The sequence below is a fragment of the Bradyrhizobium sp. genome (assembly GCF_017881085.1).
In the GTDB taxonomy this organism is placed as follows: Bacteria; Pseudomonadota; Alphaproteobacteria; order Rhizobiales; family Xanthobacteraceae; genus Bradyrhizobium.
Genome location: NZ_JADGRI010000021.1, coordinates 1 through 23,041, shown reverse-complemented (window position 1 = coordinate 23,041; position 23,041 = coordinate 1). Strand labels below are relative to the sequence as shown.

Below are 23,041 nucleotides of genomic sequence, written 5' to 3'. Positions count from 1 at the left end.
CCGCGTTGCCTCAGTCGGCGCCGCCGTCGATGATGATGAAATCGGCGTCCGCATATCTCTGGCGAATGGTCCTCGCGCTCTGATATTCCGGGCTCTGGTAGCAGGCAAAGGCCGTCGAGCGGTCCTTGAACTCGACCACGACGTTTCGCTCGCGGGCGTTGCCTTCCATCGTTTCGAACGCTCCGCCGCGCACGATGAACCTTGCCCCGAATTTCTGAAACGCCGGGCCTGCCGCGGCAAGGTATTCGGGATATCTGCGCTCGTCATGAACCGAGACGCGCACAATCCAATAGGCCTTTGACAATGTCGTTCTCCCTCTCTGTTTTCAGGCAACGGTGATGGCGTAACCCGTCGCATCCGTGTCGCCGTCTTTACTCGGGATAGGAGATCACATAAAATGAATAATTATGATGAAATTGATCTCGTGGAGAGATGAATGGATCTATCGGACCTGACGATCTTCAGCGCCGTCGTGCGCGAAGGCAGCGTGACGCGGGCGGCCGAGCGGCTGCACCGCGTTCAGTCCAGTGTCACGACTCGTATCCGGCAGCTCGAAGAGGATCTGCACGTCGCGCTGTTCGTTCGCGAGGCAAAACGGCTTCACCTCGCGCCTGCCGGTCAGGTATTGCTTGACTACGCCGATCGTCTTCTCGCGCTCGCCGCCGAGGCCCGCGACGCCGTGCAGGACGCAAGGCCCCGCGGGACTTTCCGGCTTGGTGCGATGGATAGTACGGCAGCCGTCAGGCTGCCGGGTCTGCTCAGCGAATACCACCGGCGGCATCCCGAGGTCGTCCTGGAACTGCGCACCGGCAACCCGCAGGTTCTGGGGAGCGCCATCCTGGCTGGCGATCTCGACGCGGCCCTTGTCGCCGAGCCGATCGCCGACGTCCCATTCGAGAAGACGTTCGCTTTTGACGAGGAACTGGTGATCGTTGCACCCGCAAATCATCCGCCGATCGGAAAGAAGAACGGTCTGCCGCCCACGATCATCGTCTTCGAGCATGGATGCCCGCATCGAAAGCGGCTCGAGGACTGGTATGCAAGCCGCTGCGAGATGCCCAAGCGTACGATCGAGATCGCATCGTATCACGCCATGCTTGGATGCATCGTTGCGGGGATGGGGATATCCCTCATCCCAAAGAGCGTGCTGACGACTTTTCCGGAGCGAAGGCGCTTGAGCGTTCATCCCCTGGCGAGATCGGAGAACTCTGCACAGACCGTCCTGATCTGGCGCAAGGGAACGAATTCCGCGAACGTCAGGGCTTTGGAGGATATTTTGCGGGGCCGCGGTTCACCTTACCGTCAAATTTCCAAATAACGGGGAGGAACTGTAATAACTTCAGGCGGTGACGCTCGATTCTTCGACGCCGCCGGTCATTTGGTTCGCGTTGCTGCAGACAGGATATGGATGCCGAAACTGTTTTCCGACCCCGAGGCGATCGCGGAGGATATCATCCGCGACGTCGGGACCAATCTGGTGGTCGGGTTGCCGCTCGGGCTCGGCAAGGCGAATCACATCGTCAACGCGCTCTATGCGCGCGCCAGCGCCGACCGGTCGATCAACCTGACCTTCTTCACCGCGCTGACGCTGGAAAAGCCGAAACCGAAGAATCTGCTGCAGTGGCGCTTCATCGCGCCGGTGATCGACCGGCTATTTGGCGGCTATCCCGATCTTGCCTATGCCGAAGCGCTGCGGGCAGGTGCGCTTCCGCCCAACATTCACGTGACCGAATTCTTCTTCCTGGCAGGACGGTGGCTGCACGTGCCTGCGGCGCAGCAGCACTATATTTCCGCGAACTATACCCACGCTGCATCCGATTTGATCGCGGCAGGGGTGAACGTCGCCGTGCAACTCGTGGCCAAGCGGATCGTCGATGGCGTGCCGCGCTACAGCCTGAGCTGCAATACCGACATCACGCTGGAACTGCTGCGCGCCCGCAACGAGGGCCGCGCGTCGTTCAAACTGGTCGGGCAGGTCAATTCCGAACTGCCGTTCATGCCGGGCGCCGCCGATCTGCCGGCAGATGAGTTCAGCGCGGTGCTCGACAGCCCCGCGACCGACTTTCCGCTGTTCGCACCGCCAGCCGAGCCGATCAGCGACACCAGATACGCCATCGGTCTTCACGCGGCCGGTCTGGTACGCGATGGCGGCACCCTGCAGATCGGCATCGGGCAGGTTGGTGACGCGCTGGCGCAGGGGCTGATCGTTCGTCATCGCGACAATGCGCAATTCCGCGAAATCATGACGCGGCTCGTGCCCGGATCGGGACCGCCCGCAGCGCTGGAAACCGGATCATTCGAAAAGGGGCTCTATGGCGTCAGCGAGATGCTGTTCGAAGCCTTTCTCGCCTTGATCGACGCCGGTATTCTCAAGCGCGAGGTCGACGGTGTCGTGCTGCACGGTGCGTTTTTTCTCGGGCCGAAATCGTTCTATCGGGCGCTGCGCGAGATGACGCCCGACAGGATCGCTCGGATCCAGATGGCGCCGGTATCCTTCACCAACGAGCTCTATGGCGAGGAAGAGGCCAAGCGGCGCGCCCGCGTCGATGCTCGCTTCGTCAACAGCGCGATGATGGCGACCTTGATGGGGGCCGGGATTTCCGACGGCCTCGAAAACGGGCAGGTCGTGAGCGGCGTCGGCGGCCAGTATAATTTCGTGGCCCAGGCGTTCGCGCTTGCCGGCGCGCGCTCGATCCTCGCGGTCGAAGCGACCCGGCAGGCCGGCGCCAGGCCGCAATCCAATATCCGCTGGAGCTACGGCCACGAGACCATTCCGCGGCACCTGCGCGATGTCGTCGTCACCGAATATGGCGTCGCCGATATCAGGGGAAAGTCCGACTCCGATGTGATCGCAGCGATGCTGCAGGTCGCCGATTCCCGCTTCCAGGACGAACTCGCGCGCCAGGCCAAGGACGCCGGCAAGCTGCCGAAGAATTTCGAAATTCCGGGCGCGCACCGCGACAACCATCCGGAGCGGATCGTGCGCGCGCTAAAGCCGGCGCGCGAGGCCGGCCTGCTGCCGTCATTTCCATTCGGCAGCGACTTTACCGATATCGAGCAGCGGCTGATTCCGGCGCTGCAACTGCTGCAGGACGCGGAACGCGTGCCGCTGCGTCTGGCAGGATTGTTGTGGCAGGGGTTCACCGGCCGTCCTGATGCTCCCGACAGCGAATGCCTGGCGCGGCTCGGCCTCGACAAGCCGGCGTCGCTAACCGAACGCGCCTACCGTGCGCTGGTCAGCGCGGCGCTGGCGCGAAGCCGCGGGGCATAGGCTGCAAGCAACAGCGTCATCCTGAGGAGCCGCGAAGCGGCGTCCCGAAGTATGGGCCGCGTACCTGAAGTCATCCTTGGAGGCTCGCAAGCGCTCGCACCTCCAGCAATAACGGCGGAGCCGTTACGCAGGGATGACGAAACCTTATCGATTCTTGTTCACCGGCTTGCGCTTCTCGATGAACGCCGCCATGCCCTCGGAGCGGTCTTCCAGGGCGAAGCTCGAATGGAACAGGTTGCGTTCGACGTTGAGCCCCTCGGACAGCGGCGTTTCGAAGGCGCGGTTGATGGCCTCCTTCGCCATCGCCGCCGCGGGACGCGACATCGAGGCGATCTTTTCCGCCGCCGCCAGCGCTTCGGCCATTAGCTTGTCCGCCGGCACCACGCGGCTGACCAGTCCGGACCGTTCCGCCTCGGCGGCATCCATCATCCGTCCGGTCAGGCACAAATCCATCGCCTTGGATTTGCCGATCGCGCGCGTCAGCCGCTGCGTTCCGCCGATGCCGGGAATGGTGCCGAGCGTAATTTCCGGCTGGCCGAATTTCGCGGTATCGGCAGCAATGATGATGTCGCACATCATCGCCAGCTCGCAGCCGCCGCCGAGCGCGTAGCCGCTGACGGCCGCGATCGTCGGCTTGCGGCATTTGGCGACGCGGTCGCCTCCAACAGCGGCGAAATCGCTGGAAAACATGTCGATGAAGGTCTTGGGCTGCATCTCCTTGATGTCGGCGCCCGCGGCAAACGCCTTTTCACCGCCGGCCAGCAGGATGCACCCGATTCCGTCATCGGCTTCGAGGTCGTCGATCGCCGCGGCGATCTCCTCGAACACGCCGAAGGAGAGCGCATTGAGCATCTTCGGGCGATTGAGCGTGACGATGCCCACCGCGCCTTTGCTTTCCACGATGATGTATTCGAATGTGCTCATGATCCACCCCGGGCCTGATTTCGCGGGCAATGTGCCCGCTGGCGGGGTGGGCATCAAGTGGAGAGTGGAACCGGCGCCTGCGCGCGAGCACCAGCACGGTCATTGCGGGGCGCGCAAGCGACGAGCATCCGGCCTCTCGCTCGGGGCCTTAGGATTGCTTCGCTTGCGCCCGGAATGCGGGCTACGCCATGAACATGCGTGCGGCGGAGGCCATCGTCAGCAGCGCGCCGAAGGCGATGAAGATCTTCCCGATCAGGGAGGTCTGGTCCCAGGCCGTGCTGTCGCTGCCGTTGGCAGGTGCAGGTGCGGCGGATGCCTCGGCCGAAGCTATCGCCAGGGGCGGTGCGGGGGACTTGCCTGCCGCCGGCGTACTCTGGCGCACTGCACGGTCGACGTCGTTGAGCTGATCGGCGGCAACGACCGCGGCGTCAGATGGGGCGTCGCCAGCCGGCTGGACGTCGGCCATCGGCTGGGCGTCGGCCGGCTTGTCCGGTGTGGTCTGCAGAATACTGTTAGCCCTCGCGGCCATCGCCTTGGCGGCATTGCCGGTCGGTGTATCGGTTGATGTCGCTTGCGAAGCAGCCAGTTGCGCATTGGCGTTGGCCACCGATGGCGGGATCGGGGATGAACCGTCGCTACCATCGGCCGCGTCGGCCGTCTTGTCGCTGGCCGAGGCTTTCTGCGCGACCTTGTCCGATCTGCGATGCGCGTATTTTTTCAAGTGGCGCGAACCGTGTCTGGCGTATTTGTGGAGCGCGATCGGCGCCCCGGCAGTTTCCGATGTCGCAGCTGCGGCCGCGTCTTCCGCACCCGCCGCCGCTTGCGATGGTCCCGCGAAACACACAAAGAGCCCGGCTGCCAGTAGCAACGCCGAGCGTCCGCTGGCTTTGATGATCATGCGCTGATCTCCCCTTAGGCCGCCCGCCCAGCGCGAAAGGAGACCTCGGGACGTGTCGGCAGCGCGGCAAAAAAAGGGAATCTTCGGGTTGCGCCGGGCAAAAGCAGGGCAGCCGCATTGCGGGCGAACGACTCCCGGCCTTTCGGCCGCGATTTTTCCGGAATCCAGCCATCGGGTGCCGGCGGATCGGTTCGATGGTATGAGCCTGAGGTGGAGGGAAGCGGTCGCCGTGATTCCATGATCGCGCGGCACGGTCCCCGACGACTCCGGAGGTAATGATCACGACTTCGTGATCGAAGCCCCCTGGCGTAACAAATTGTAAGATCGACCGAATTGCAGTGTGGGAGCGCGCGTGCGCGAACGTGAAGACGAATGGACCGGCCTGATGCGGCTGGCCGTGTCGGGCGATAATGCGGCGTATCATCGTCTGCTCAGGGCCGTCACGCCGGTGCTGCGGGCCGCGGCGCGCCGCGGGCTGGCGCGGGCAGGGCAACCGGTCGATCAATCCGAGGACATTGTGCAGGACATTTTGTTGGCGGTGCATCTGAAGCGGCATACTTGGGACGCCAATGCGCCGTTCGCGCCGTGGCTGTTTGCAATCGCGCGCAACAAGCTGATCGATGCGCTGCGCCGCCGCGGCCGCCGGGTTTTCGTCAACATCGACGATTTCGCCGACACGCTGCCGGGCGAGCCCGCCGTCGAGACCGCGCCGGCCGGCGAGGTCGCGGCCCAGCTGCAGTCGCTGCCGGCGCGCCAGCGCGAGATCCTGCAATCGATCGCCGTCGAGGCCGCATCGATCAAGGACACGGCGGCGAAGTTTTCGATGAGCGAGGGCGCGGTGCGGGTGGCGCTGCATCGCGGGCTTGCCAGCCTCACCGCCAAGCTACGGGAGCAGTGAGAATGGAAACCGATCAGCTCATTCGCTCCCTTGCCGCCGACAACGCACACCACGCCAAGCCGGTCGGGTTGGTGTTGGCGCTGGCGCTGCTGTCAGCTGCGCCGGTTTCAGCGGCGATGTTCTTCGCGAGCTTAGGCGTCCGTCCGGACGTGATGACCGCGATGCATAATCCGTTCTTCGATCTGAAGTTCGCCGTGACGCTGGCGCTGGCGATCTCGGCGATCGCCATCGGCCTGCATCTGTCGCGGCCGGAAGCATCGCTGCGCGGCTGGGCGTGGCTGCTCCTGATTCCGGCGGGGCTTCTGGTCGGCGGGATCGCAAGCGAAATGATGCTGCCGCAGCGGCTGCCGATGATGACGCGTCTGGTCGGCAACAATTCGCGGGCCTGCCTTACCGCGATCCCGCTGATGTCGTTACCGCTGCTGGCGGCGGCGCTGATCGGCTTGCGCCACGGCGCGCCGACGCGGCCCGCGGTCGCCGGTGCGATCGCCGGGCTGTTGTCGGCGGGCCTGGCGGCGACGCTGTATGCCTCACACTGCACCGACGATTCGCCACTGTTCGTGGCGACCTGGTACACGATCGCCGCCGCGCTGGTAACCGCGATCGGCGCGCTGGCGGGATCGAAGGTCCTGCGGTTTTAGCGCGCCGCCGGCGCCCGATCGGGTCTGCTTGAATACCGCATCACTTCGCCGGCACGGGTGCCGCAGTCTGCTGCATGCGGTGGAAGCGCAGCACCTGCTGCGCGGTCGAGGGCCGCAGCCGTTCATAGGTGGCCTTGCATGCCGCAAGATCGGTCGCCTCCCCGCCCGAAAGATTGTCGCGCATCTCGATGATCGCCTTCACCGTCGACCACGACATCCCCGAGACCTTGGCCAGGATCATGACGCCTTCGGCGCGGGTTTCGATCATCATGTTCTCGGCGATCGACAGCGAGACGTTGGCAAGCGCTGCAATCGAGGCGTTGGCTTCGTCGAACTTGCCGGCCTCCGCAAACGTCGTCACCTGATGCTCGTCGAGCCTGCCGTCCTCGTGGAGTGATTTGACGAGCGCATGGGCGATCGCGGTTTCCCGGGTGACGGCCGAGGGCGCGGAGCGCGCGCGTCGTGTCGCCTCGCGCACCGCGGACGGCACATCCTCGGCCTGCTGCGGGTGGGCGGCCTCGAGCCGTTCCCGCACCGTCGCGGAAGCCTTGGCGAGCAGCTTCAGGTAGAGATGCCGCGGGATCGTCGGACGCATGGCGAGGCAGGTGACAAGATCGTCGTCTCCCTCGGCGCGATCGACCAGCTCGGTGAAGCCGCCCTCGGAAAATTCCGCGCCGGGATTGTTGACGGTGCTCTGGATCACCTCGTCATTGCCGCGCTGCACCAGCACGTCGGTGACCGCGCCGCTCAATACCCTGCGCACCGAGATCGCCATCAAATGCGCCTGGCTCTTGTTGCGCGCGGTCTTGATCAGCGTTTCATCGTCGAGCCGTTCCGACCGCGACAGTACCGGAGCTGCGACCTCGATCAGGTCGTCGTAAGCCAGCGCGCGAATGGTAAGCGGCGGCGCCGTGTCGATCGGCGCCAGCCGGTTGGAGAGCAGCGCCCTGGCGGAGGCCTCGATGTGTTCCGTCAGGCACCGGAAGACGTCGTCGAACAGTCCGATCTGTTCATCCGAAAAATCCACCGCGCCGTTGATGAACAAGTCGGTCACGCGGCGAAGCGTCTCGACCCGGCGCGCGACGGTGCCGTGCGCGAGCGTAGTCTGCAACTCGTCGAGCAGACTTTCGGAAATAGCGGCAGATTTCGGACTCATGACTCTATCCTGGAGCATACGAACAAAACGACGACGGTTTCTCCGGCGCCGGAAACACTGTGACTAGGATAAGGCGCTGGCGATGCGGTTGCGCCCCCGTGCTTTGGCTGCGTAAAGCGCGCCGTCGGCGCGCGCGAGAAATGTGTCGGCGGTCTCGTCCGGTGCCAGCGTCGCGACGCCTGCGGATATCGTCACCCGCATCCGGGGCGAGAACGCGCTCCAGTCGAGATCGGCGATGATCGCCCGCAGCCGGTCCAGGATGCGCGTGGCGGCGTCATTCGACGTGTCGGGAAGCACCAGCAGGAATTCCTCGCCGCCGTAGCGGCCGAACCTGTCGATGCTGCGGATATTGGCAAACACGGTGATCGCGAAGGTCCTGAGCACCTCGTCGCCGGTGGGGTGGCCGTAGGAGTCGTTGATACGCTTGAACCAGTCGAGATCGATCAGCGCGATCGAGCAGGGCGTGTTGATGCGATGTCCGCGCGTGATCTCGTCACCCAGCATCCGCATGATGCAGCGGCGGTTGAAGGATCCGGTCAGCTCGTCGAGTTCGGCGAGCTCCTCGATGCGCTTGTAGGCTTCCCGGAGCTTGACACCGTTCGCATAGAGCGACCGGCGCATCGAAGAGGAGAACATGCCGAGGAACATGCAGCGACCAATGGTCAGGACGAACACCAACATGGTCGCGACGCGCTCCAGATAGGTGTCGTGCGGCATCGAGATAGGCTTGTCGGTCAACAGAAACAGCGCGGCGAGGCCAAACGCGGTCGCGGTCCAGACAATGACGGTCTGCCGCGGCGGGGAGCGCAGCGAACCGAAATTGAACACGACGAACAGCGTGCACAGAAACATCACGCCGACTTCGGGCGCAATATAGGTGAAGGCCAGCATGATCGCCGCGCTGACGATCAATTGCGGCGCGACGAAATAGTGATCCTGAAAGCGCTCGGTGAATCCGGTTTCCGAAAGCACCAGATAGAAGGCGATGGAGACGAGACCGCACGCGGCAAATGCCGGGCCGATGGCCGCAGGTATGTCGCCTGCGCGGGCGTAGATCGAAAGCACCAGGGCATCGATGAGGTAGCTGGCCGCGATCGTGGCCTGAATCTGACGGCGCTGTCCGGCGCGGCGCGACAGCACCTTGACCGTAGGTTTGGGACCTACGCCTTCCAGTTCAGCCGCAATCGGATGCGGAAAAGGCGACGCAGCGGTGCCCATGATCTCGCCGTCAATGGAACTCAGGCCGAAAAATCTACGGGGGAAGCCTTTAGGTTTGGTATCTTTTGGAACCGGCTCCGGATCGCAAAAGGGTTGCTTTTGCCCTTGTTTGGCAATGGAAATTAGCCGGATCGGGGTAACATGAGCCAATGCGCCGGACGGGGGCGGCCGGCAGTCTTGGCGCGCCGGTTCCATCGGAGCTGTTTTGTCGGCAAAGCCTTGGTAAGGTTGTCCGCGGACGGGGCCGGGCGCGAAGAGGTTATTTCTGTATTATGATACCGGTATTTTCGAATTATTGCTGCCGGCAGGCCCGACCGTTGCCGGAAAATTTCGCTCTGTGGGGTACGTCACAGATACAGTCCGCCGCTTGCGATAATTTAAAGAATCTTGCCTTTCGCATCGAACCACCAGCCAACCCAATCCGACCAACCTTGCGAGACGGCCATTGAGCGCGACACAGGCGGCTTCGGACGACGTCCTGATCGCTCGGATCGCTCAAGGCGACCGCCTCGCCATGCAGGTGCTGTATGGACGGCACCATGTCAGGGTGTTCCGTTTCGGGCTTCGTCTCGTTCGGGACGAACAGGTCGCGGAAGATCTCGTCAGCGAGGTATTCCTCGATGTGTGGCGCCAGGCTGGCAAGTTCGAAGGCCGATCCGCCGTTACCACCTGGCTGCTGGCGATTACGCGATTCAAGGCCCTGTCCGCGCTGCGGCGCCGGAAGGATGTCGAACTGGACGATGAGGCCGCCAATGCGATCGAGGATGCGTCCGACGATCCGGAAGTGGCGGCGCAGAAGAAGGGTACCAGTGAAGCGTTGCGCAAGTGCCTGACCGCATTGTCGGCGGACCACCGGGAGATCGTCGATCTCGTCTACTACCACGAGAAATCCGTGGAGGAAGTGGCTGAAATCGTCGGCATTCCGGAGAATACCGTGAAGACGCGCCTGTTTTATGCGCGCAAGAAACTGGCCGAGCTGCTGAAGGCAGCCGGCGTGGAACGAGGTTGGCCATGATGGCAGCGAGTAAGAAGATGCTGGAGCAAGAGCCCAGTGAAATAGAAATGCTGTTGCCATTTCACGCGGCCGGCACGCTGAACGCGCGCGATGCCCGCCGCGTCGAGGAAGCGCTGGCGCGCGATCCCGAGCTGGCCCGGCAATACGCCGTGATCCGGGAAGAGTATGCCGAAACCATTCATCTCAATGAAAGCCTCGGTGCGCCGTCGGCGCGCGCCATGCAGAAGCTGTTTGCGGCAATAGACGCGGAGCCGGTGCGCCAGCCGTCGGCTTCGCTTCATTTCTCCGCGCGCTTTTCGGGGTTTTTCGCGAAGCTCTCGCCGCGGACGCTGGCCTGGTCGGCGAGCCTGGGCGCGCTCGCGCTGTTGCTGCAGGCAGGAGTGATCGGCGCGGTGCTGGTCAAGAACCAGAACTCCACGTTCCAGACGGCGTCGTTGAGCACCAATGAACCCGTCACCCGCGACCTCGCAGGCGGCGCGCCGCCGCACGCGCTCGTACGGTTCGCGCCGGACGCGCGCATGACCGATATCACGGCGCTGCTCGACAACTACCAGGCCTCGATCGTCGATGGCGCCAAGGGCGGCATGTTTCGGCTGCGATTCGGCAACAGGGCGATGAGCAGGGAAGAAATCGCGGCACTGATGAGCAAGCTGCAGCGCGAGAAGATCGTCAGTCTTGCGGTGCCGACGCCCTAGGCCGCGCGGCGTTTTGAGTATGAGCGGATAGGCCGGGGTCCCCATGGTCCAAGATCGTGCGAATTGGCGGATGACCGCGCGGCGCGCGGCGTTGACCCTGATATGCGCGGCTCTGCCGCTCGTCTGTCTCGATGGATCGGCCGTTTACGCGCAAAACTTCGCACGCGCGCCCAGCATCAACATCGGGTCGCGCATTCCGGCCATCAATCCGACGATAGCGCCGCGGGTCGATCCGAACATCGCCGCCAGATCGGTGACGGCAATCGGCAGGACGTCGCCGAACCTCAGGATCCGTCCGGCCTGCGGCTCCGCCTATCGCGACGGCGACGGCCAATGCCTGGATCAGGCGGTTGTGTCGACCGATGGCGGCGGTAGCGGCGGGGCGTCGGGCAAGGGCAAGAATGGCGGTCCGCGCCGCAACGTCTTGCGGACGGCGGATGCCAACCTGCACACGGTCGCGAACGAAATCGTGGCCGAGATCGACGGCGCGCTGACCGATACGCAGGCCGACGCGATGGCGCGGCGCCACGGGCTTGCCCGTCTGCGGTCGCAGAATTTTCCGCTTGTCGGCGCCACCATCGGCCTGTTCCGCATCACCGACCGCCGCCCGGTCGAGACCGTCAGCCGCGAGTTCGCCGCGGAGGCCGGCGTTCATTCCGTGCAGGCGAACTTCCGCTATCTGCTGCAGGACCAGAAAGTTGTAGCGACCGAGGGCGATCCCGCACAATATGCGCTTGCCAAACTTCGGTTGCCCGAGGCCCATACGCTGGCGCACGGCGCCGACGTCACCGTCGCCGTGATCGATTCCGGTATCGACGTCAGGCATCCCGAACTTGCCGGTGCGGTCGCCGACAGCTTCGATGCGCTTGGCAGCAAGGAAGGTCCGCATGTCCACGGCACCGGCGTCGCGGGCGCGATCGTGGCGCATGCCCGGCTGATGGGGAGCGCGCCGGCGGCGCGACTTCTGGCGATCCGCGCCTTCGGCACCGCGCCGAACGGTACGGCAAGCACGACGTTCGTGGTGCTGAAGGGGCTCGACTACGCCGCCTCGCATGGCGCGCGGATCGTCAATATGAGCTTCGCGGGGCCGAAGGATCCGCTGATCGAACGCGGTATCGCCGCGACTGCCGCCAAGGGCATTTTGATGGTCGCAGCCAGCGGCAACGCCGGGCCGAAATCGCTGCCGCTCTATCCGGCCGCCAACGCCAATGTGATCGCCGTCAGCGCCACCGACGCTCAGGATAAATTGTTCGCGGCGTCGAATCGGGGCGCCTACATCGCCGTCGCCGCGCCCGGCGTCGACATCTTCCTGCCGGCGCCGGACGAAAAATATCAGATGACGTCGGGCACTTCGTTTTCCGCCGCCTACGTTTCCGGCCTCGCCGCCCTGATGCTCGAGCGCAATCCTGCGTTGAAGCCAGACGAGGTGCGCGCGATCCTGATGAAGACCGCCCGCGATCTCGGCCCGCCGGGCCGTGACGATCTGTTCGGCGCGGGTGAAGCGGATGCCTATGCGGCGGTCTCGGCGGTCGCCAGCGCAGCGCTGGTCGCGGCAACCGATGCGCCGACGCCTGCGGCCGTAAAAGGGCCGGACCGGGAGGACGCGCCCGCGACCCGCGCCTTGAACGCGCCGGCTGCCGCCATGGCCGCCGACAGACCGGCTGCGGCAGATCGCTCCACCGCCCGGTAAGTTCCTGCCCGAAGCCGCTTACGTTTCGATCGAAAACGGAGCGTTAGATTCCTGATTTGACGCGTTTTCCTGGCGCTTGGAAGCGCTCTGGAAGAGCCTGCCAAAAAGTCAAAAAAATTCGCTTCCGGTTTGAACGTGTGGCGGCCCTCCCGCGACAGAATAAAGGTGGGAGCGGTAATCCCTCCCCATCGAGGCTGTATTCGGCGCGAGCGCCCATCCACCCCAAGCGCCCATATGGCTTGACCCGTCCGGTTGTCCCCCCGGACGGGTCTCTCGTTTCTGGCGCCGTTTTCGATCCGTCGATCCAATGAAAAACGCTGATATCGCCCGTTCGCCCGCGCGCGCGGGACTCCGAAATGCGGCCATGGCGGCACGCGCCTTGACCGCCGGCAGGAAGGAAAGCCCCCGGGTGACTACGGCTTTTGTTCGATAATTCGCGGCCGATAGCATGGCTCGCTAGACTTTGTGAGGGTTTTCCACAAAATATCTCTGTCACGTGTGATTGATTCGTGCCGGTTGCGTCAGCGTCCGTTTTTCTCTCCTTACGGGCTGGTTCATGACACATCAACTCGACGTGGCACGCGGCCGCGATGTCGTCGCGCGCTGGTGCGCTCTTGCCGAGCAGCGCCTCGAATACCTCACCGAATTGTTCGAGACCGGCCGCTGGCGCCGCTTTCACAGCGAACTCGATTTTCTTGAAAACATCCAGGAAGCCAAGACCGCGGTCGAAACCTGGCGCGATCTTTCATCGCGCGAAGCCGCCCCCAACAACACCGCCATCGACATGGCCTGGCTCGGCCGCCCGAGGACGAAGCTGCCGCGGGTCGAGCGTTTGCCTGATCCTGTTCATCGGCCGGTGCCGGCGGCGATTGCAGCCGAACCGCCGCGATCGATCATCTCGATTGTCCCGGAAGCCGAACCCGCTCGTCCGGAAGAGGCATCCGCCGCGCCCGTGCGGGATAACACCTGGGAGCTGAGGGACATGGCCGCGGCCATAACGGAGCGCTATCCGCTGCTGCGGAACACGCTGTAGGACCTATCGCCGCACCGCGTTCGTCCCCATCACCACCTGGGAAAAGCGCTGCGTCCCTTCGGCGGAAAGATCAGGCGTAACCGGGCGGGCGTGGTCTAGCCCGACCACGGCGCCGCGCGGCGTCTCCGAGATCATGTTGTTGCTGACCAGCGCCGTCCCCGCGCCCTCGGCCACCGACACGCCGATGCCGACGAAAGCCTTGCGGATCACGTTGCCTGAGATCGAAACGTCGCGCAGATATTTGCCCCAGCCGGCGACGATCCCGAACGACGGCGCGTTCTCGATCACATTGCCTGTCACCGAGGTGTCGGCCTCGACATAGATGCCGATGCCGGCGTCGTCGTCCGGCGCGGTGCCGGTCGGGCGCTTCGGCAACAAATTGCGGATGATGTTGCCCTGCACGACCGCGAGGCGGCCGCCCTCGTTGAAATTACAGACGGAGACGCCGACCGCCGCGCCATCCACGGTGTTGTTGGCGATCACCGCGCCCTCGAAGGAAAACTCCGAATACAGCGCCACCTCGCGGACGTTGCTGACGCTGTTGCCTGATATCTGGATGTTGGCGGCCGAATTGCCGCGCACCGCGGAATAGTCGCAGTCGCGGATCCGGTTACCCCGCACGATCACGTTGCCGGCGCGAAAGGCGTTGATGGCGTTGCCATATTGCCCGGAGCCGCCGGGGCCGGCCTTGATGTCCTCGATGCGGTTGTCGGCGACCAGCGTGCCGTCGTCGCCGATCGCGGTGCGCAGGATCTCGATGCCATTGTCGCTGGTGCCGGAAATGGTGTTACGCGACACCGAGAGGCCCTGCGCGTCGAACGACAGGATCGCCGTGGTCGCCGTGTTGGTGATGATGTTGCCGCTGACGTCGCCGGAGACCTGCTCGAACCAGATGCCATTGCCGCCGCTGCCGGTGATCTCGCAATCGATGATGCGGATGTCGCGTCCACCGAGACAATGTATCAGGCCGCGCCGTGTCGGCAGCGCTATGCTGCCGCCGTCGAGCGTGATGTTGGTGAGGCCGATGTGGCCGGCGCCTTCGCCCTGAAACATCGCCGCGCCGCCGGTGAAGACCAGTCTGGTCGCCCCGCGGACGCCGATCAGCTGCGTGCCGCTTTGCAGGCGAAGCATGCCGGTGCGATAGACCCCCGGCGGCAGCGCCAGCGGCACTTGTGCGCGCGCGGCGTCGTCGATCGCGCGCTGCACGTTTTTGGTCTGGTCGTCGGGGCTGCCGGGGCGGACGCCATATTGGGTGGCATCGCGGCCGAGCGCCGACGTCAGCGGCGCGGCGCGGGCGGCGTCGGGCGACATCGCGAGCGCGCCCGCCACGCCCGCGGCCGATGCTCCGATGAGATGGCGGCGATTGACGACCATGTTCGCGGCTTCCTGCGGAAACGTCAGACGCGTGCCCGCTGCAGTGGAGTAGCGCGAAATTGCTGCTGCGCGCGGCGTGGCGGAAGGCGGAACAGGGCGATTGTTGGGGGTAGGGTTAACAGAGCGGCGAGGTGGCGCTCGACGTCATCAATACGGTGTTCCGTCCCTGTGAAAATATCCGGACGCCGAAGCGTGGAGATCGACGTCCGGATAGGTCGTCTCGTCGTTTCGCAGGCCGGCCGATCCGATCTCGAGAACGCGCGCCGGCGCGCCGGATCGGTTTTGCAGGTGATGTCCGTCGGGATCGCCGGGAAGGAAGCCCGCGCAATCCCCCGCGTGCAGGACTTCCTCGCTGCCTTCCGTGACGAGCACGACCTCTCCCTCCAGCACGTAGACGAACTCTTCCGCCTGAGTATGCCAATGCCTCTGGCTGGACCAGGCACCCGGGTCCAGCACCAGAAGATTGATGCCGATTTGCTTCAGCCCCGCCGCCATTGCCAGCCGGTGTCGGGTCTTGTTCCGGCACGGCGAGGCGAGCGGTTCCGGATAACGAGAGCCGGCCGAAACGGGTGCGCTTGCGATATCGATCTTTTTCGTCATCCCGACCTCGCGCTTTGACCAAGATATGTCAGGAAAAAACACCTGGAAATTCAGGTTTCGACGCCAAGCATGATGCCGATGTTCTGCACGGCTGCTCCCGAAGCACCTTTGCCCAGATTATCCAGACGCGCGACGAGAACCGCCTGGCCAAACTTCTCGTTGCCGAAGACACGCAACTCGAGCAGGTTGGTGTCGTTGAGAGCCAATGCGTCGAGCCGCCCCGCCTTCACCGACGGGTCGTCCGCAGGGATCACCTTTACCCATTCGGCGCCCTGGTAATGCGCCGCCAGCGCGGCCTGCAGATCGCGGGCTTTCGGCTTGCCGGGCAGGGTATCGAGATGCAGCGGTATTGAAACAAGCATACCCTTCCGGAAATTGCCGACCGACGGCACGAAGATCGGTCTGCGGGTCAGCTTGCTGTATTTTTGTAGCTCGGGAACATGTTTGTGTTCGAGGCCGAGACCGTAAAGTTCAAAGGGCGGAGCCTTCTCCGACAGATACGCTTCGATCATCGACCTGCCGCCGCCGGAATAGCCCGATACGGCGTTGACCGTTACCGGATAGTCGGCGGGCATCAGGTTGGCCTCGACCAGCGGACGGATGAGCGCAATGGCGCCGGTCGGATAGCAGCCGGGGTTGGAGACCCGCCGCGACCTCGCGATTGCATCAGGTTGCGTGGCGTCCATCTCGGGCCAGCCATAGGTCCAGCCTTCGGAGACTCTGTGTGCCGAGGAGGCATCGAGAATACGCGGGCCGCGTGCGCCAAGCTCGTCGGCGAGTGCGACAGCTTCCTTCGCCGCCTCGTCCGGCAGGCAGAGAACGACGAGGTCCACCTCCGACATCAGCGCCTTCCGCGCCGAGGGGTCCTTGCGCTTCTCCGGTGCAATGGACAGCACCTCGACGGCGTCGACTTTGGACAGTTGGTCGCGGATCTCGATGCCGGTAGTGCCGGCCTCGCCATCGATGAAGATCGCCGGCTTGATCCGGGTCTTGTCGGCGGTCCCGCCGGAGGGTTTGCCAAGAGTGGTGCCAAGGGTGGTGCTGGCCATGTGCTTTTTCCCGTAGGTGGCGAAAGGCGGTTGAGACAGCGGAGCGGAAATGAAAAAGCCGCGCTTTGGGGCGCGGCTTCAAGCGAACTCGGATGCATTCATGCAGCCGTCATCGCTCCCGCGCGTTGAGCGCCGGGCGGCGACGTCGGAGGATGGTCCTGCCAAATGCCATGGCGGATATATGCTGCGATTTATCCGGGTCGTCAAGATCGAGGCAATCAACGCAGCCGTTATTTGAGGCGGCATCCCGGCGGTCGGGCGGCGAACTAGCGATCGCGCTGTGCCCTTCGCGTTAGCTTCACCAGTTCCAGCAGCATGGCCTCGCCGGCATCGACCAGCTCTTCCAGCGTGATGCGATGCGCCGTGCCCTTGCGCCGGGAAGTTCCGCCGCGCGCCAGCAGCGGTATGTGGACGAAGGCGGCAAGGCGCGGGCTCTCCTTGGCATGAACCGCTTCATTGGCGCGCCAGCTCAGGTAATTGCAGAGATAACTCCCGGCATCGCGCGAGGCCCGGGCATCGACGCCGGTGCCCACGGCCGCGCGCAACAGTTTGGCGGTGTGCGGGCCGAACGTCGTGGCGTCGGCGCCGCCCGATATCGATCCCTTGCGCGCGTGGTTGCGATCGGCATCGGGGAAGCGTGTGGTGACGGCATTGCGTGCGCGCGTTTCGATCCGGACATGCGCGGTGCGATCGGCGAGGCCGAACATCAGCAGCGCCTGCGGGCGATGTTTGGCGATGAGTTCGGGAAGTTCCCGGTCGACCGTTGCATAGGTGACATGGAAGATGTGGCCGGTCAGTTCGACGTCGGCAAAAGCAGGCCGGCGCAGCTGCGTCAGCCGCTTCACCAGCGGCATCGTCGGGTTGAACGGCGCACCGGGAAACGGACCGAAACCGGTGACGAGGATCCGCAGTTTCTCGCTCATGTCACCTCAGCATATCCGCGATCCGGTCCGCCGCCAGCGCCGGCGTGATGCGGCCGTCGGCGACTTCGGCTTCGATCTTCTTCACTTTGGCGCGGATCGCCGGGTCGGAGCGCAGCCGCGCCATCATCCGCTGTTCCAGCATCGACCACATCCATTTGATCTGTTGCTGCCGCCGCCGTGCGGCGAATTCGCCCGACGCGTTCATCGCGGTGCGGTGATCGAGAACCTTCTGCCAGAGGTCGCCGATGCCGGCGCCGGTCAGCGCCGAATAGGTCAGGACCGGTGGATGCCAGTGCTCCGAACGGGGGCTAAGGATATGCAGCGCGCCGCGATATTCCGCCGCGGCCAGATTGGCGCGCTTGATATTGTCGCCGTCGGCCTTGTTGATTGCGATCATGTCGGCGAGTTCGACCAGGCCCTTCTTGATGCCCTGCAGCTCGTCGCCGGCACCCGGCAGCATCAGCGCCAGGAAAAAATCGGTCATGTCGCAGACCGCGGTCTCGGATTGCCCGATGCCGACGGTTTCCACCAGCACTACGTCGAAGCCGGCGGCCTCGCACAGCAGCATCGCCTCGCGGGTTTTCGCCGCGACACCGCCGAGCGTGCCGGAGGCCGGCGAGGGCCGGATATAGGCGTTGTCCGAAGCCGACAGCCGCGCCATCCGAGTCTTGTCGCCGAGGATCGAGCCGCCGGTGCGGGCGGAGGAGGGGTCCACCGCGAGCACCGCCACCTTGTGCCCGCGCTCGATCAGGAACATCCCGAGCGCGTCGATGGTGGTGGATTTGCCGACGCCGGGCGAGCCGGTGATGCCGACGCGAACGGCCTTGCCGGTAGCGGGCAGCAGCTCCTGCACCAGATCGCGGCTTGCTGCCTGATGATCGCCGCGCCGGCTTTCGATCAGCGTGATGGCGCGGGCCAGCGCCGCGCGTTGTCCGGCGCGCAGCTCTTCGCTGAGCTTGCCGATGTCGAGCTGGCTACGGCCGGTCATCGCGCATCGTCATCGTCGCCCTTGGGCCGTACGCCACCAAAGATCCTTGTTCCTTCCGGTGTCAGATACGGCTTCAGGGTGTCCCACGGCACGAACGCGGCATATTCGCCTTCGGCATAGGGACCGACCGCATAGGGCGGATAGTGAAAGGTCAGGCCGGAGCTCTTGCCCGCGTCGGTCGACGGCGCCAGCGTCACCGCGCCGATCTTGAGCAGTTTGGGCTCGACGCCCTTGTACCACTCGGCCGTGGCGGTATCGCTGGTGTCGCGTTTCTTCTTCTCGCTGTTCAGCGACACGATCACGGCCTTGCGCATCGCCGTCATGGTCGGGCCGTTATCGGCGGTTTCGATGAAGAAGGGGCGGATGCTGATGCGCTTCTTGGCGGCTGAATTCCACAGGACGCTATTGATGTCCGAATTGGGATGCGCGCCGCCGGTGTTCATGTAATCGGACCTGACGACGCTGACATAATGCCCGTCGACCACGGAGCGGACGCTGTATTTGCGCTCAAAAGTCCAGGCGCCGTCGCGAAACATCACCGGGTCCTGCTTGCGCGAAGCTGCCGCGTCCGCGGCATTCTTTTCCATCCACTTCTTGCCTTCGGCGAGACAGTCGGCGGCCAGCGCGGGATCGGCCTTGATCTTGTCGTCGAGCAGGACGCTGGCGTCGATGTTCTTGTTCTTGATCGCGGCGTCGGGCTTGGGTTCGGCGGCAAATGTCGCGGCCGCTGCAACGCAGGTGAGCGCGCCGATGAAGCCTATCCTGCGGGCGAACGAGAGGGATGCTGCGGGGCGCAAGGGAAATCCTTTAGGGGGGCCGGCGCTACGCCGCCGCCTCGCTATGGCCGAGCCGCGCATTGAGCTTGTGGATCAGCTCTTCGGCGGCGTCCGCGATCACCGTGCCCGGCGGGAAGATCGCCTCGGCGCCGGCCTTGTACAGCGCATCGTAATCCTGCGGCGGCACCACGCCGCCGATGATGATCATGATGTCGTCGCGGCCCTGCTTCTTCAGCGCGGCCTTCAGTTCCGGCACCGCGGTGAGATGGGCTGCCGCGAGCGACGATAGCCCGAGAATATGCACGTCGTTCTCGACCGCCTGCCGCGCCGCTTCCTCGGCAGTGGCGAACAGCGGCCCGATATCGACGTCGAAGCCAACATCGGCAAATGCCGAGGCGATCACCTTCTGGCCGCGGTCGTGGCCGTCCTGGCCGATCTTGGCGACCAGAATGCGCGGCCGGCGGCCCTCGGCGTCTTCGAACGCATCGATCAGCGCCTGCACTTTCTCGACCCGATTGGACATGGTGGCCGCCTCCCGCTTGTAAACGCCGGTGATGGATTTGATCTCGGCGCGGTGCCGCCCGAACACCTTTTCCATCGCGTCCGAGATTTCGCCGACGGTGGCCTTGGCGCGCGCGGCATCGATGGCCAGCGCGAGAAGGTTGCCGTTGCCTTCGCCGGCACTGCGGGTCAGTGCCGCCAGCGCGTCGTCGACGTCCTTCTGGTTGCGCTCTTTTCTCAGCCGCGACAGCTTGTCGATCTGCAGCCGCCGCACAATGGAGTTTTCCACCTTCAAGACGTCGATCGGCGCTTCGTTGGTTGGCTTGAACTTGTTGACGCCGATCACCGCCTGCTTGCCGGCGTCGATCCGGGCTTGGGTCTTGGCGGAGGCTTCCTCGATCCGCAGCTTTGGCACGCCGGCCTCGATCGCTTTCGCCATGCCGCCGAGCGCTTCCACCTCCTGGATATGACCCCAGGCCTTGGCGGCGAGATCGCGGGTCAGCCGCTCGACATAATAGGAGCCGCCCCAGGGATCGATGATGCGGGTGGTACCGCTTTCCTGCTGCAGGAACAGTTGGGTGTTGCGCGCGATGCGGGCCGAGAAATCGGTCGGCAGCGCCAGCGCCTCGTCGAGCGCATTGGTGTGCAGCGACTGGGTGTGACCCTGGGTTGCAGCCATCGCCTCGATGGTGGTGCGCATCACGTTGTTGTAGACGTCCTGCGCAGTCAGCGACCAGCCCGAGGTCTGGCAATGCGTGCGCAGACTGAGCGAGCGCGGGTCCTTCGGATTGAATGGCGTCAGCAGCTTGGCCCACAACAGCCGCGCCGCGCGCATTTTTGCCACCTCCATGAAAAAATTCATGCCGATTGCCCAGAAGAACGACAGCCGCGGGGCGAAGCGGTCGACGTCGAGGCCGGCGGCAAGCCCGGCGCGGAGATATTCGACGCCGTCCGCCAGCGTATAGGCGAGTTCGAGGTCCTGCGTCGCGCCGGCTTCCTGCATGTGATAGCCGGAGATCGAGATGGAGTTGTATTTCGGCATCTTCTGCGAGGTATACGCAAAGATGTCGGAGATGATCCGCATCGAGGGCGCCGGCGGATAGATGTAGGTGTTGCGCACCATGAACTCTTTCAGAATGTCGTTCTGAATGGTGCCCGACAGTTTCTCCGGCGGCACGCCCTGTTCCTCGGCGGCCGCGACGAACAGCGCCAGGATCGGCAGCACCGCGCCGTTCATGGTCATCGACACGCTCATCTGGTCGAGCGGGATGCCTGAAAACAGCGTGCGCATGTCGTAGATCGAATCGATCGCAACCCCGGCCATGCCGACATCGCCGGTGACGCGCGGATGGTCGGAATCGTAGCCGCGGTGGGTGGCAAGATCGAACGCGACGGACAGGCCCTTTTGCCCGGCGGCGAGGTTGCGGCGATAGAACGCGTTGGAATCCTCCGCCGTGGAGAACCCGGCGTATTGCCTGATGGTCCAGGGCTGGTTGACATACATCGTGGGGTAGGGGCCGCGCAGATAGGGCGCGATGCCCGGCCAGGTCTCGAGGAAATCGATGCCTTCGAGATCGGCTTCGCTGTAGCCGGGTTTTACCAGGATGCCCTCGGGCGTCAGCCACGGCTCGGCGCCGCCGGCCGGTTGGGCCGGAGCTGTCTTCTCAAAGGCGATATTCGCAAAGTTCGGTATGCGGCTCATGGTTTCCATCATAGCACATGCGACCCCCGGGGGTCGCTATCCCTAATCATGGTCCGGATGCTGGTGGTTGACGATCCCTGAAAGCTTCTCCGCCCCGTAGTTCTGCAGCGTGGTCTGGCTCGGCAGGTTGGCGATGCCGACCACCCAGCCAAGCCGGGATTCCGAGCCATATTGCAGCGTCGGTATCACCCGGTCGGGGCGGTCGAAGGCGCCGGTCATGATCTCGATCCGGGGGCCGTCGATGCGGCGGAAGCTGAGCGGCGTGCCGCAACCGGCGCAGAAGTCGCGCTCGGCGATGGAGGAGGAGCGGAACGCGGCCGGCTTGCCGCGGGTCCAGGCAAAATCGGAGTGCTCGATGTCGGCGAAGGACGCGAACGGCGCGCCGGAGGCCTTCTGGCACATCCGGCAATGACAGATGCTGACCTTCACCGGTGGCGCCGCCACCGCAAAGCGGATGGCGCCGCATTGGCAGCCGCCGGTCAGAACGGGTTTTGTCGCCGATGTCATGCTCACTCCGTCAGCCGATGGGCCTCCTGCAGCACGGTTAGCGCGTCGCCGCCGGCCATGACAAAATCATTGACGCCGGCGGCGCGGAACACGGCTTCCTGTTCGCCCGGGCGGCCTGCCAGATAGATATGCTTGGCGCCCGCGGCTTGAAGTGCCCCGGCCGCCGCGGTGGCGCGTCCGGCATAGACCTTGTCGGACGAGCACAGGCAGGCCAGTGCGGCGCCGGAGGCTTTGAACGCGGTGGAAAGCGCCGCCGGATCGGTAAAGCCTTCGGTATCGACGGCTTCGATGCCGCCGGTCTCGAAGAAGCTTTTTGCAAAGGTCGCGCGTGCGGTGAAGTCGGCCGCTGTGCCGAGATTGGCGAGAAAGATTTTTGGCCGCGCGCCTTTGTCTTTCTGGATTTGATCCGAGCGGTCGCGCAAGGCTTCGAACGGGGCGGCCAGCCGCATCGGTGGCAGCGCGTCGAATTTGAATTTTGCTTCCCCATACGGCGCCAGCACAACCGGCTTTGCGGCAAGCACCGCGACTTGGGCCTCATGCAGATTGGGGAACTCTGTGGCGCCGGTCAGCACTTCCTTGCGGCGGGCGATATTTTGTTGGCGCACGGCCCGCGTTGCCGCGACCTTGCGCTGGATCAGATTTTGCTCAAGCGAAGCAAATACGCCGCCCGCGTTCTCGCTCTCCTGGAACAGTGACCAGGCGGCTTCGCAGAGCTGTTGCGTCAGGCTTTCGATTCCGCCCGAGCCGGCCGCCGGATCGGATACTTTGGCCAGATTGGATTCCTCCAGCAGCACCAGTTGCGTGTTACGCGCCACGCGCCGCGCGAACGGATCGGGCAATCCGAGCGCCAGCGTATGCGGCAGCACAGTGATCGCGTTGGCGCCGCCGAGCCCTGCGGAGAAGGTCGCGATCGTCGCGCGAAGCATGTTCACGTAGGGGTCGCGCTGCGTCAGCATCCGCCATGCGGTGTCGGCGGCGACGAAGATCGGCCTGGGCGTGAGGCCGCAAGCCTGCTCGATCCGTGCCCACAACAGCCGCAGCGCGCGGAATTTGGCCAGCGTCAGGAACTGATCGGCATCGGCAGAAAGCCGCGCATAGATCATGCCTTGCGCATCCCCAAGCGCCACGCCGGCGCCCTCCAGCGCGCGCAGATAGGCGACGCCGGTCGCCAGCACGAACGCC

General features: G+C 64.5%; 23 protein-coding genes. 9 read left to right on the top strand and 14 right to left on the bottom strand.

Annotated features, from left to right (window positions below):
- Positions 1-10 precede the first annotated feature (10 nt).
- Positions 11-304 carry a DUF1330 domain-containing protein gene (locus QZ213_RS03790; protein ID WP_291684717.1) on the bottom strand — a complete coding sequence of 98 codons (294 nt, stop codon included), beginning with the start codon at positions 302-304 and terminating at the stop codon, positions 11-13.
- A 132-nt stretch (positions 305-436) separates the two neighbouring features.
- Here QZ213_RS03790 and QZ213_RS03785 point away from each other — a divergent pair, with 132 nt between their 5' ends.
- Both QZ213_RS03785 and QZ213_RS03780 read left to right on the top strand, forming a co-directional pair.
- Positions 437-1,318 (top strand): LysR family transcriptional regulator, encoded by an 882-nt coding sequence (locus tag QZ213_RS03785; protein WP_291684716.1) that lies wholly within the window; start codon positions 437-439, stop codon positions 1,316-1,318.
- Between the two features lie 90 nt (positions 1,319-1,408).
- Positions 1,409-3,271, top strand: coding sequence for an acetyl-CoA hydrolase/transferase C-terminal domain-containing protein (locus tag QZ213_RS03780; RefSeq protein WP_291684715.1), 1,863 nt, complete (start codon positions 1,409-1,411; stop codon positions 3,269-3,271).
- Positions 3,272-3,415: 144 nt separating this feature from the next.
- Here QZ213_RS03780 and QZ213_RS03775 read toward each other — a convergent pair whose 3' ends face one another.
- Together QZ213_RS03775 and QZ213_RS03770 are read right to left on the bottom strand one after the other, a co-directional pair.
- Positions 3,416-4,195 (bottom strand): enoyl-CoA hydratase, encoded by a 780-nt coding sequence (locus tag QZ213_RS03775; protein ID WP_291684714.1) that lies wholly within the window; start codon positions 4,193-4,195, stop codon positions 3,416-3,418.
- Between the two features lie 181 nt (positions 4,196-4,376).
- The gene (locus tag QZ213_RS03770; RefSeq protein ID WP_365885000.1) at positions 4,377-5,093 is read right to left on the bottom strand and encodes a hypothetical protein; all 717 of its coding nucleotides are present in this window, start codon (positions 5,091-5,093) and stop codon (positions 4,377-4,379) included.
- 352 nt (positions 5,094-5,445) lie between these two features.
- Here QZ213_RS03770 and QZ213_RS03765 point away from each other — a divergent pair, with 352 nt between their 5' ends.
- Both QZ213_RS03765 and QZ213_RS03760 read left to right on the top strand, forming a co-directional pair.
- Positions 5,446-5,991 carry a sigma-70 family RNA polymerase sigma factor gene (locus QZ213_RS03765; protein ID WP_291684713.1) on the top strand — a complete coding sequence of 182 codons (546 nt, stop codon included), beginning with the start codon at positions 5,446-5,448 and terminating at the stop codon, positions 5,989-5,991.
- A gap of 2 nt (positions 5,992-5,993) precedes the next feature.
- Positions 5,994-6,632 carry a DUF1109 domain-containing protein gene (locus QZ213_RS03760; RefSeq protein WP_291684712.1) on the top strand — a complete coding sequence of 213 codons (639 nt, stop codon included), beginning with the start codon at positions 5,994-5,996 and terminating at the stop codon, positions 6,630-6,632.
- 40 nt (positions 6,633-6,672) lie between these two features.
- Here QZ213_RS03760 and QZ213_RS03755 read toward each other — a convergent pair whose 3' ends face one another.
- Both QZ213_RS03755 and QZ213_RS03750 read right to left on the bottom strand, forming a co-directional pair.
- Entirely contained in the window at positions 6,673-7,788 is a 1,116-nt protein-coding gene (locus QZ213_RS03755; RefSeq protein WP_291684711.1) for a DUF2336 domain-containing protein, read from the bottom strand.
- Positions 7,789-7,851: 63 nt separating this feature from the next.
- On the bottom strand, positions 7,852-9,006 hold the full coding sequence (locus tag QZ213_RS03750; RefSeq protein ID WP_291684710.1) for a GGDEF domain-containing protein: 1,155 nt from the start codon (positions 9,004-9,006) through the stop codon (positions 7,852-7,854).
- 445 nt (positions 9,007-9,451) lie between these two features.
- Between QZ213_RS03750 and QZ213_RS03745 the strand changes: the two genes are divergently transcribed.
- The 4 genes from QZ213_RS03745 to QZ213_RS03730 all read left to right on the top strand — a co-directional run bounded on the left by QZ213_RS03745 (position 9,452) and on the right by QZ213_RS03730 (position 13,439).
- Positions 9,452-10,021, top strand: coding sequence for a sigma-70 family RNA polymerase sigma factor (locus tag QZ213_RS03745; RefSeq protein WP_291684709.1), 570 nt, complete (start codon positions 9,452-9,454; stop codon positions 10,019-10,021).
- Positions 10,018-10,716: a hypothetical protein gene (locus QZ213_RS03740; RefSeq protein ID WP_291684708.1), complete on the top strand. Its 699-nt coding sequence runs from the start codon at positions 10,018-10,020 to the stop codon at positions 10,714-10,716. The genes QZ213_RS03745 and QZ213_RS03740 overlap by 4 nt, the downstream gene beginning before the upstream one ends.
- A gap of 70 nt (positions 10,717-10,786) precedes the next feature.
- Entirely contained in the window at positions 10,787-12,406 is a 1,620-nt protein-coding gene (locus QZ213_RS03735; RefSeq protein ID WP_291684707.1) for a S8 family serine peptidase, read from the top strand.
- A 502-nt stretch (positions 12,407-12,908) separates the two neighbouring features.
- On the top strand, positions 12,909-13,439 hold the full coding sequence (locus QZ213_RS03730) for a TIGR03809 family protein (protein ID WP_365884997.1): 531 nt from the start codon (positions 12,909-12,911) through the stop codon (positions 13,437-13,439).
- 3 nt (positions 13,440-13,442) lie between these two features.
- On the opposite strand, the gene QZ213_RS03725 is transcribed toward QZ213_RS03730, so the two are convergent.
- From QZ213_RS03725 to argC, 3 genes are all read right to left on the bottom strand, one after another.
- Positions 13,443-14,813, bottom strand: coding sequence for a TIGR03808 family TAT-translocated repetitive protein (locus QZ213_RS03725; RefSeq protein ID WP_291684706.1), 1,371 nt, complete (start codon positions 14,811-14,813; stop codon positions 13,443-13,445).
- A 147-nt stretch (positions 14,814-14,960) separates the two neighbouring features.
- Entirely contained in the window at positions 14,961-15,413 is a 453-nt protein-coding gene (locus tag QZ213_RS03720) for a cupin domain-containing protein (protein ID WP_291684705.1), read from the bottom strand.
- A gap of 50 nt (positions 15,414-15,463) precedes the next feature.
- Entirely contained in the window at positions 15,464-16,462 is a 999-nt protein-coding gene (gene argC / locus QZ213_RS03715; protein ID WP_291684704.1) for an N-acetyl-gamma-glutamyl-phosphate reductase, read from the bottom strand.
- Positions 16,463-16,511: 49 nt separating this feature from the next.
- Between argC and QZ213_RS03710 the strand changes: the two genes are divergently transcribed.
- Positions 16,512-16,700, top strand: a complete 189-nt coding sequence (locus QZ213_RS03710) for a hypothetical protein (RefSeq protein ID WP_291684703.1) — start codon at positions 16,512-16,514, stop codon at positions 16,698-16,700.
- A gap of 28 nt (positions 16,701-16,728) precedes the next feature.
- On the opposite strand, the gene QZ213_RS03705 is transcribed toward QZ213_RS03710, so the two are convergent.
- The 6 genes from QZ213_RS03705 to QZ213_RS03680 all read right to left on the bottom strand — a co-directional run.
- A complete protein-coding gene (locus tag QZ213_RS03705) occupies positions 16,729-17,385 on the bottom strand; it encodes a pyroglutamyl-peptidase I (protein ID WP_291684702.1) in 657 nt (218 codons plus the stop codon).
- A gap of 1 nt (position 17,386) precedes the next feature.
- On the bottom strand, positions 17,387-18,373 hold the full coding sequence (gene meaB, locus QZ213_RS03700) for a methylmalonyl Co-A mutase-associated GTPase MeaB (RefSeq protein WP_291684701.1): 987 nt from the start codon (positions 18,371-18,373) through the stop codon (positions 17,387-17,389).
- Positions 18,370-19,170, bottom strand: coding sequence for a DUF3298 and DUF4163 domain-containing protein (locus QZ213_RS03695; RefSeq protein WP_291684700.1), 801 nt, complete (start codon positions 19,168-19,170; stop codon positions 18,370-18,372). Before QZ213_RS03695 ends, meaB begins: the two co-directional genes overlap by 4 nt.
- Positions 19,171-19,195: 25 nt before the next feature.
- Positions 19,196-21,352, bottom strand: a complete 2,157-nt coding sequence (gene scpA / locus QZ213_RS03690) for a methylmalonyl-CoA mutase (protein WP_291684699.1) — start codon at positions 21,350-21,352, stop codon at positions 19,196-19,198.
- Positions 21,353-21,394: 42 nt separating this feature from the next.
- Positions 21,395-21,859, bottom strand: a complete 465-nt coding sequence (locus QZ213_RS03685; RefSeq protein WP_291684698.1) for a GFA family protein — start codon at positions 21,857-21,859, stop codon at positions 21,395-21,397.
- 2 nt (positions 21,860-21,861) lie between these two features.
- A partial coding sequence (locus QZ213_RS03680; protein WP_291684697.1) for a methylmalonyl-CoA mutase family protein occupies positions 21,862-23,041 on the bottom strand: 1,180 nt, incomplete at its 5' end.

What these genes read in the sequence shown, in the direction of transcription:
- QZ213_RS03785 (WP_291684716.1), top strand. Translation starts at nt 437, where the DNA reads ATGGATCTATCGGACCTGACGATCTTCAGCGCCGTCGTGCGCGAAGGC.
- QZ213_RS03780 (WP_291684715.1), top strand. Translation starts at nt 1,409, where the DNA reads ATGCCGAAACTGTTTTCCGACCCCGAGGCGATCGCGGAGGATATCATC.
- QZ213_RS03775 (WP_291684714.1), bottom strand. Translation starts at nt 4,195, where the DNA reads ATGAGCACATTCGAATACATCATCGTGGAAAGCAAAGGCGCGGTGGGC.
- QZ213_RS03770 (WP_365885000.1), bottom strand. Translation starts at nt 5,093, where the DNA reads ATGATCATCAAAGCCAGCGGACGCTCGGCGTTGCTACTGGCAGCCGGG.
- QZ213_RS03760 (WP_291684712.1), top strand. Translation starts at nt 5,994, where the DNA reads ATGGAAACCGATCAGCTCATTCGCTCCCTTGCCGCCGACAACGCACAC.
- QZ213_RS03755 (WP_291684711.1), bottom strand. Translation starts at nt 7,788, where the DNA reads ATGAGTCCGAAATCTGCCGCTATTTCCGAAAGTCTGCTCGACGAGTTG.
- QZ213_RS03750 (WP_291684710.1), bottom strand. Translation starts at nt 9,006, where the DNA reads ATGGGCACCGCTGCGTCGCCTTTTCCGCATCCGATTGCGGCTGAACTG.
- QZ213_RS03740 (WP_291684708.1), top strand. Translation starts at nt 10,018, where the DNA reads ATGATGGCAGCGAGTAAGAAGATGCTGGAGCAAGAGCCCAGTGAAATA.
- QZ213_RS03735 (WP_291684707.1), top strand. Translation starts at nt 10,787, where the DNA reads ATGACCGCGCGGCGCGCGGCGTTGACCCTGATATGCGCGGCTCTGCCG.
- QZ213_RS03725 (WP_291684706.1), bottom strand. Translation starts at nt 14,813, where the DNA reads ATGGTCGTCAATCGCCGCCATCTCATCGGAGCATCGGCCGCGGGCGTG.
- QZ213_RS03720 (WP_291684705.1), bottom strand. Translation starts at nt 15,413, where the DNA reads ATGACGAAAAAGATCGATATCGCAAGCGCACCCGTTTCGGCCGGCTCT.
- argC (WP_291684704.1), bottom strand. Translation starts at nt 16,462, where the DNA reads ATGGCCAGCACCACCCTTGGCACCACTCTTGGCAAACCCTCCGGCGGG.
- QZ213_RS03710 (WP_291684703.1), top strand. Translation starts at nt 16,512, where the DNA reads ATGAAAAAGCCGCGCTTTGGGGCGCGGCTTCAAGCGAACTCGGATGCA.
- QZ213_RS03705 (WP_291684702.1), bottom strand. Translation starts at nt 17,385, where the DNA reads ATGAGCGAGAAACTGCGGATCCTCGTCACCGGTTTCGGTCCGTTTCCC.
- meaB (WP_291684701.1), bottom strand. Translation starts at nt 18,373, where the DNA reads ATGACCGGCCGTAGCCAGCTCGACATCGGCAAGCTCAGCGAAGAGCTG.
- scpA (WP_291684699.1), bottom strand. Translation starts at nt 21,352, where the DNA reads ATGAGCCGCATACCGAACTTTGCGAATATCGCCTTTGAGAAGACAGCT.
- QZ213_RS03685 (WP_291684698.1), bottom strand. Translation starts at nt 21,859, where the DNA reads ATGACATCGGCGACAAAACCCGTTCTGACCGGCGGCTGCCAATGCGGC.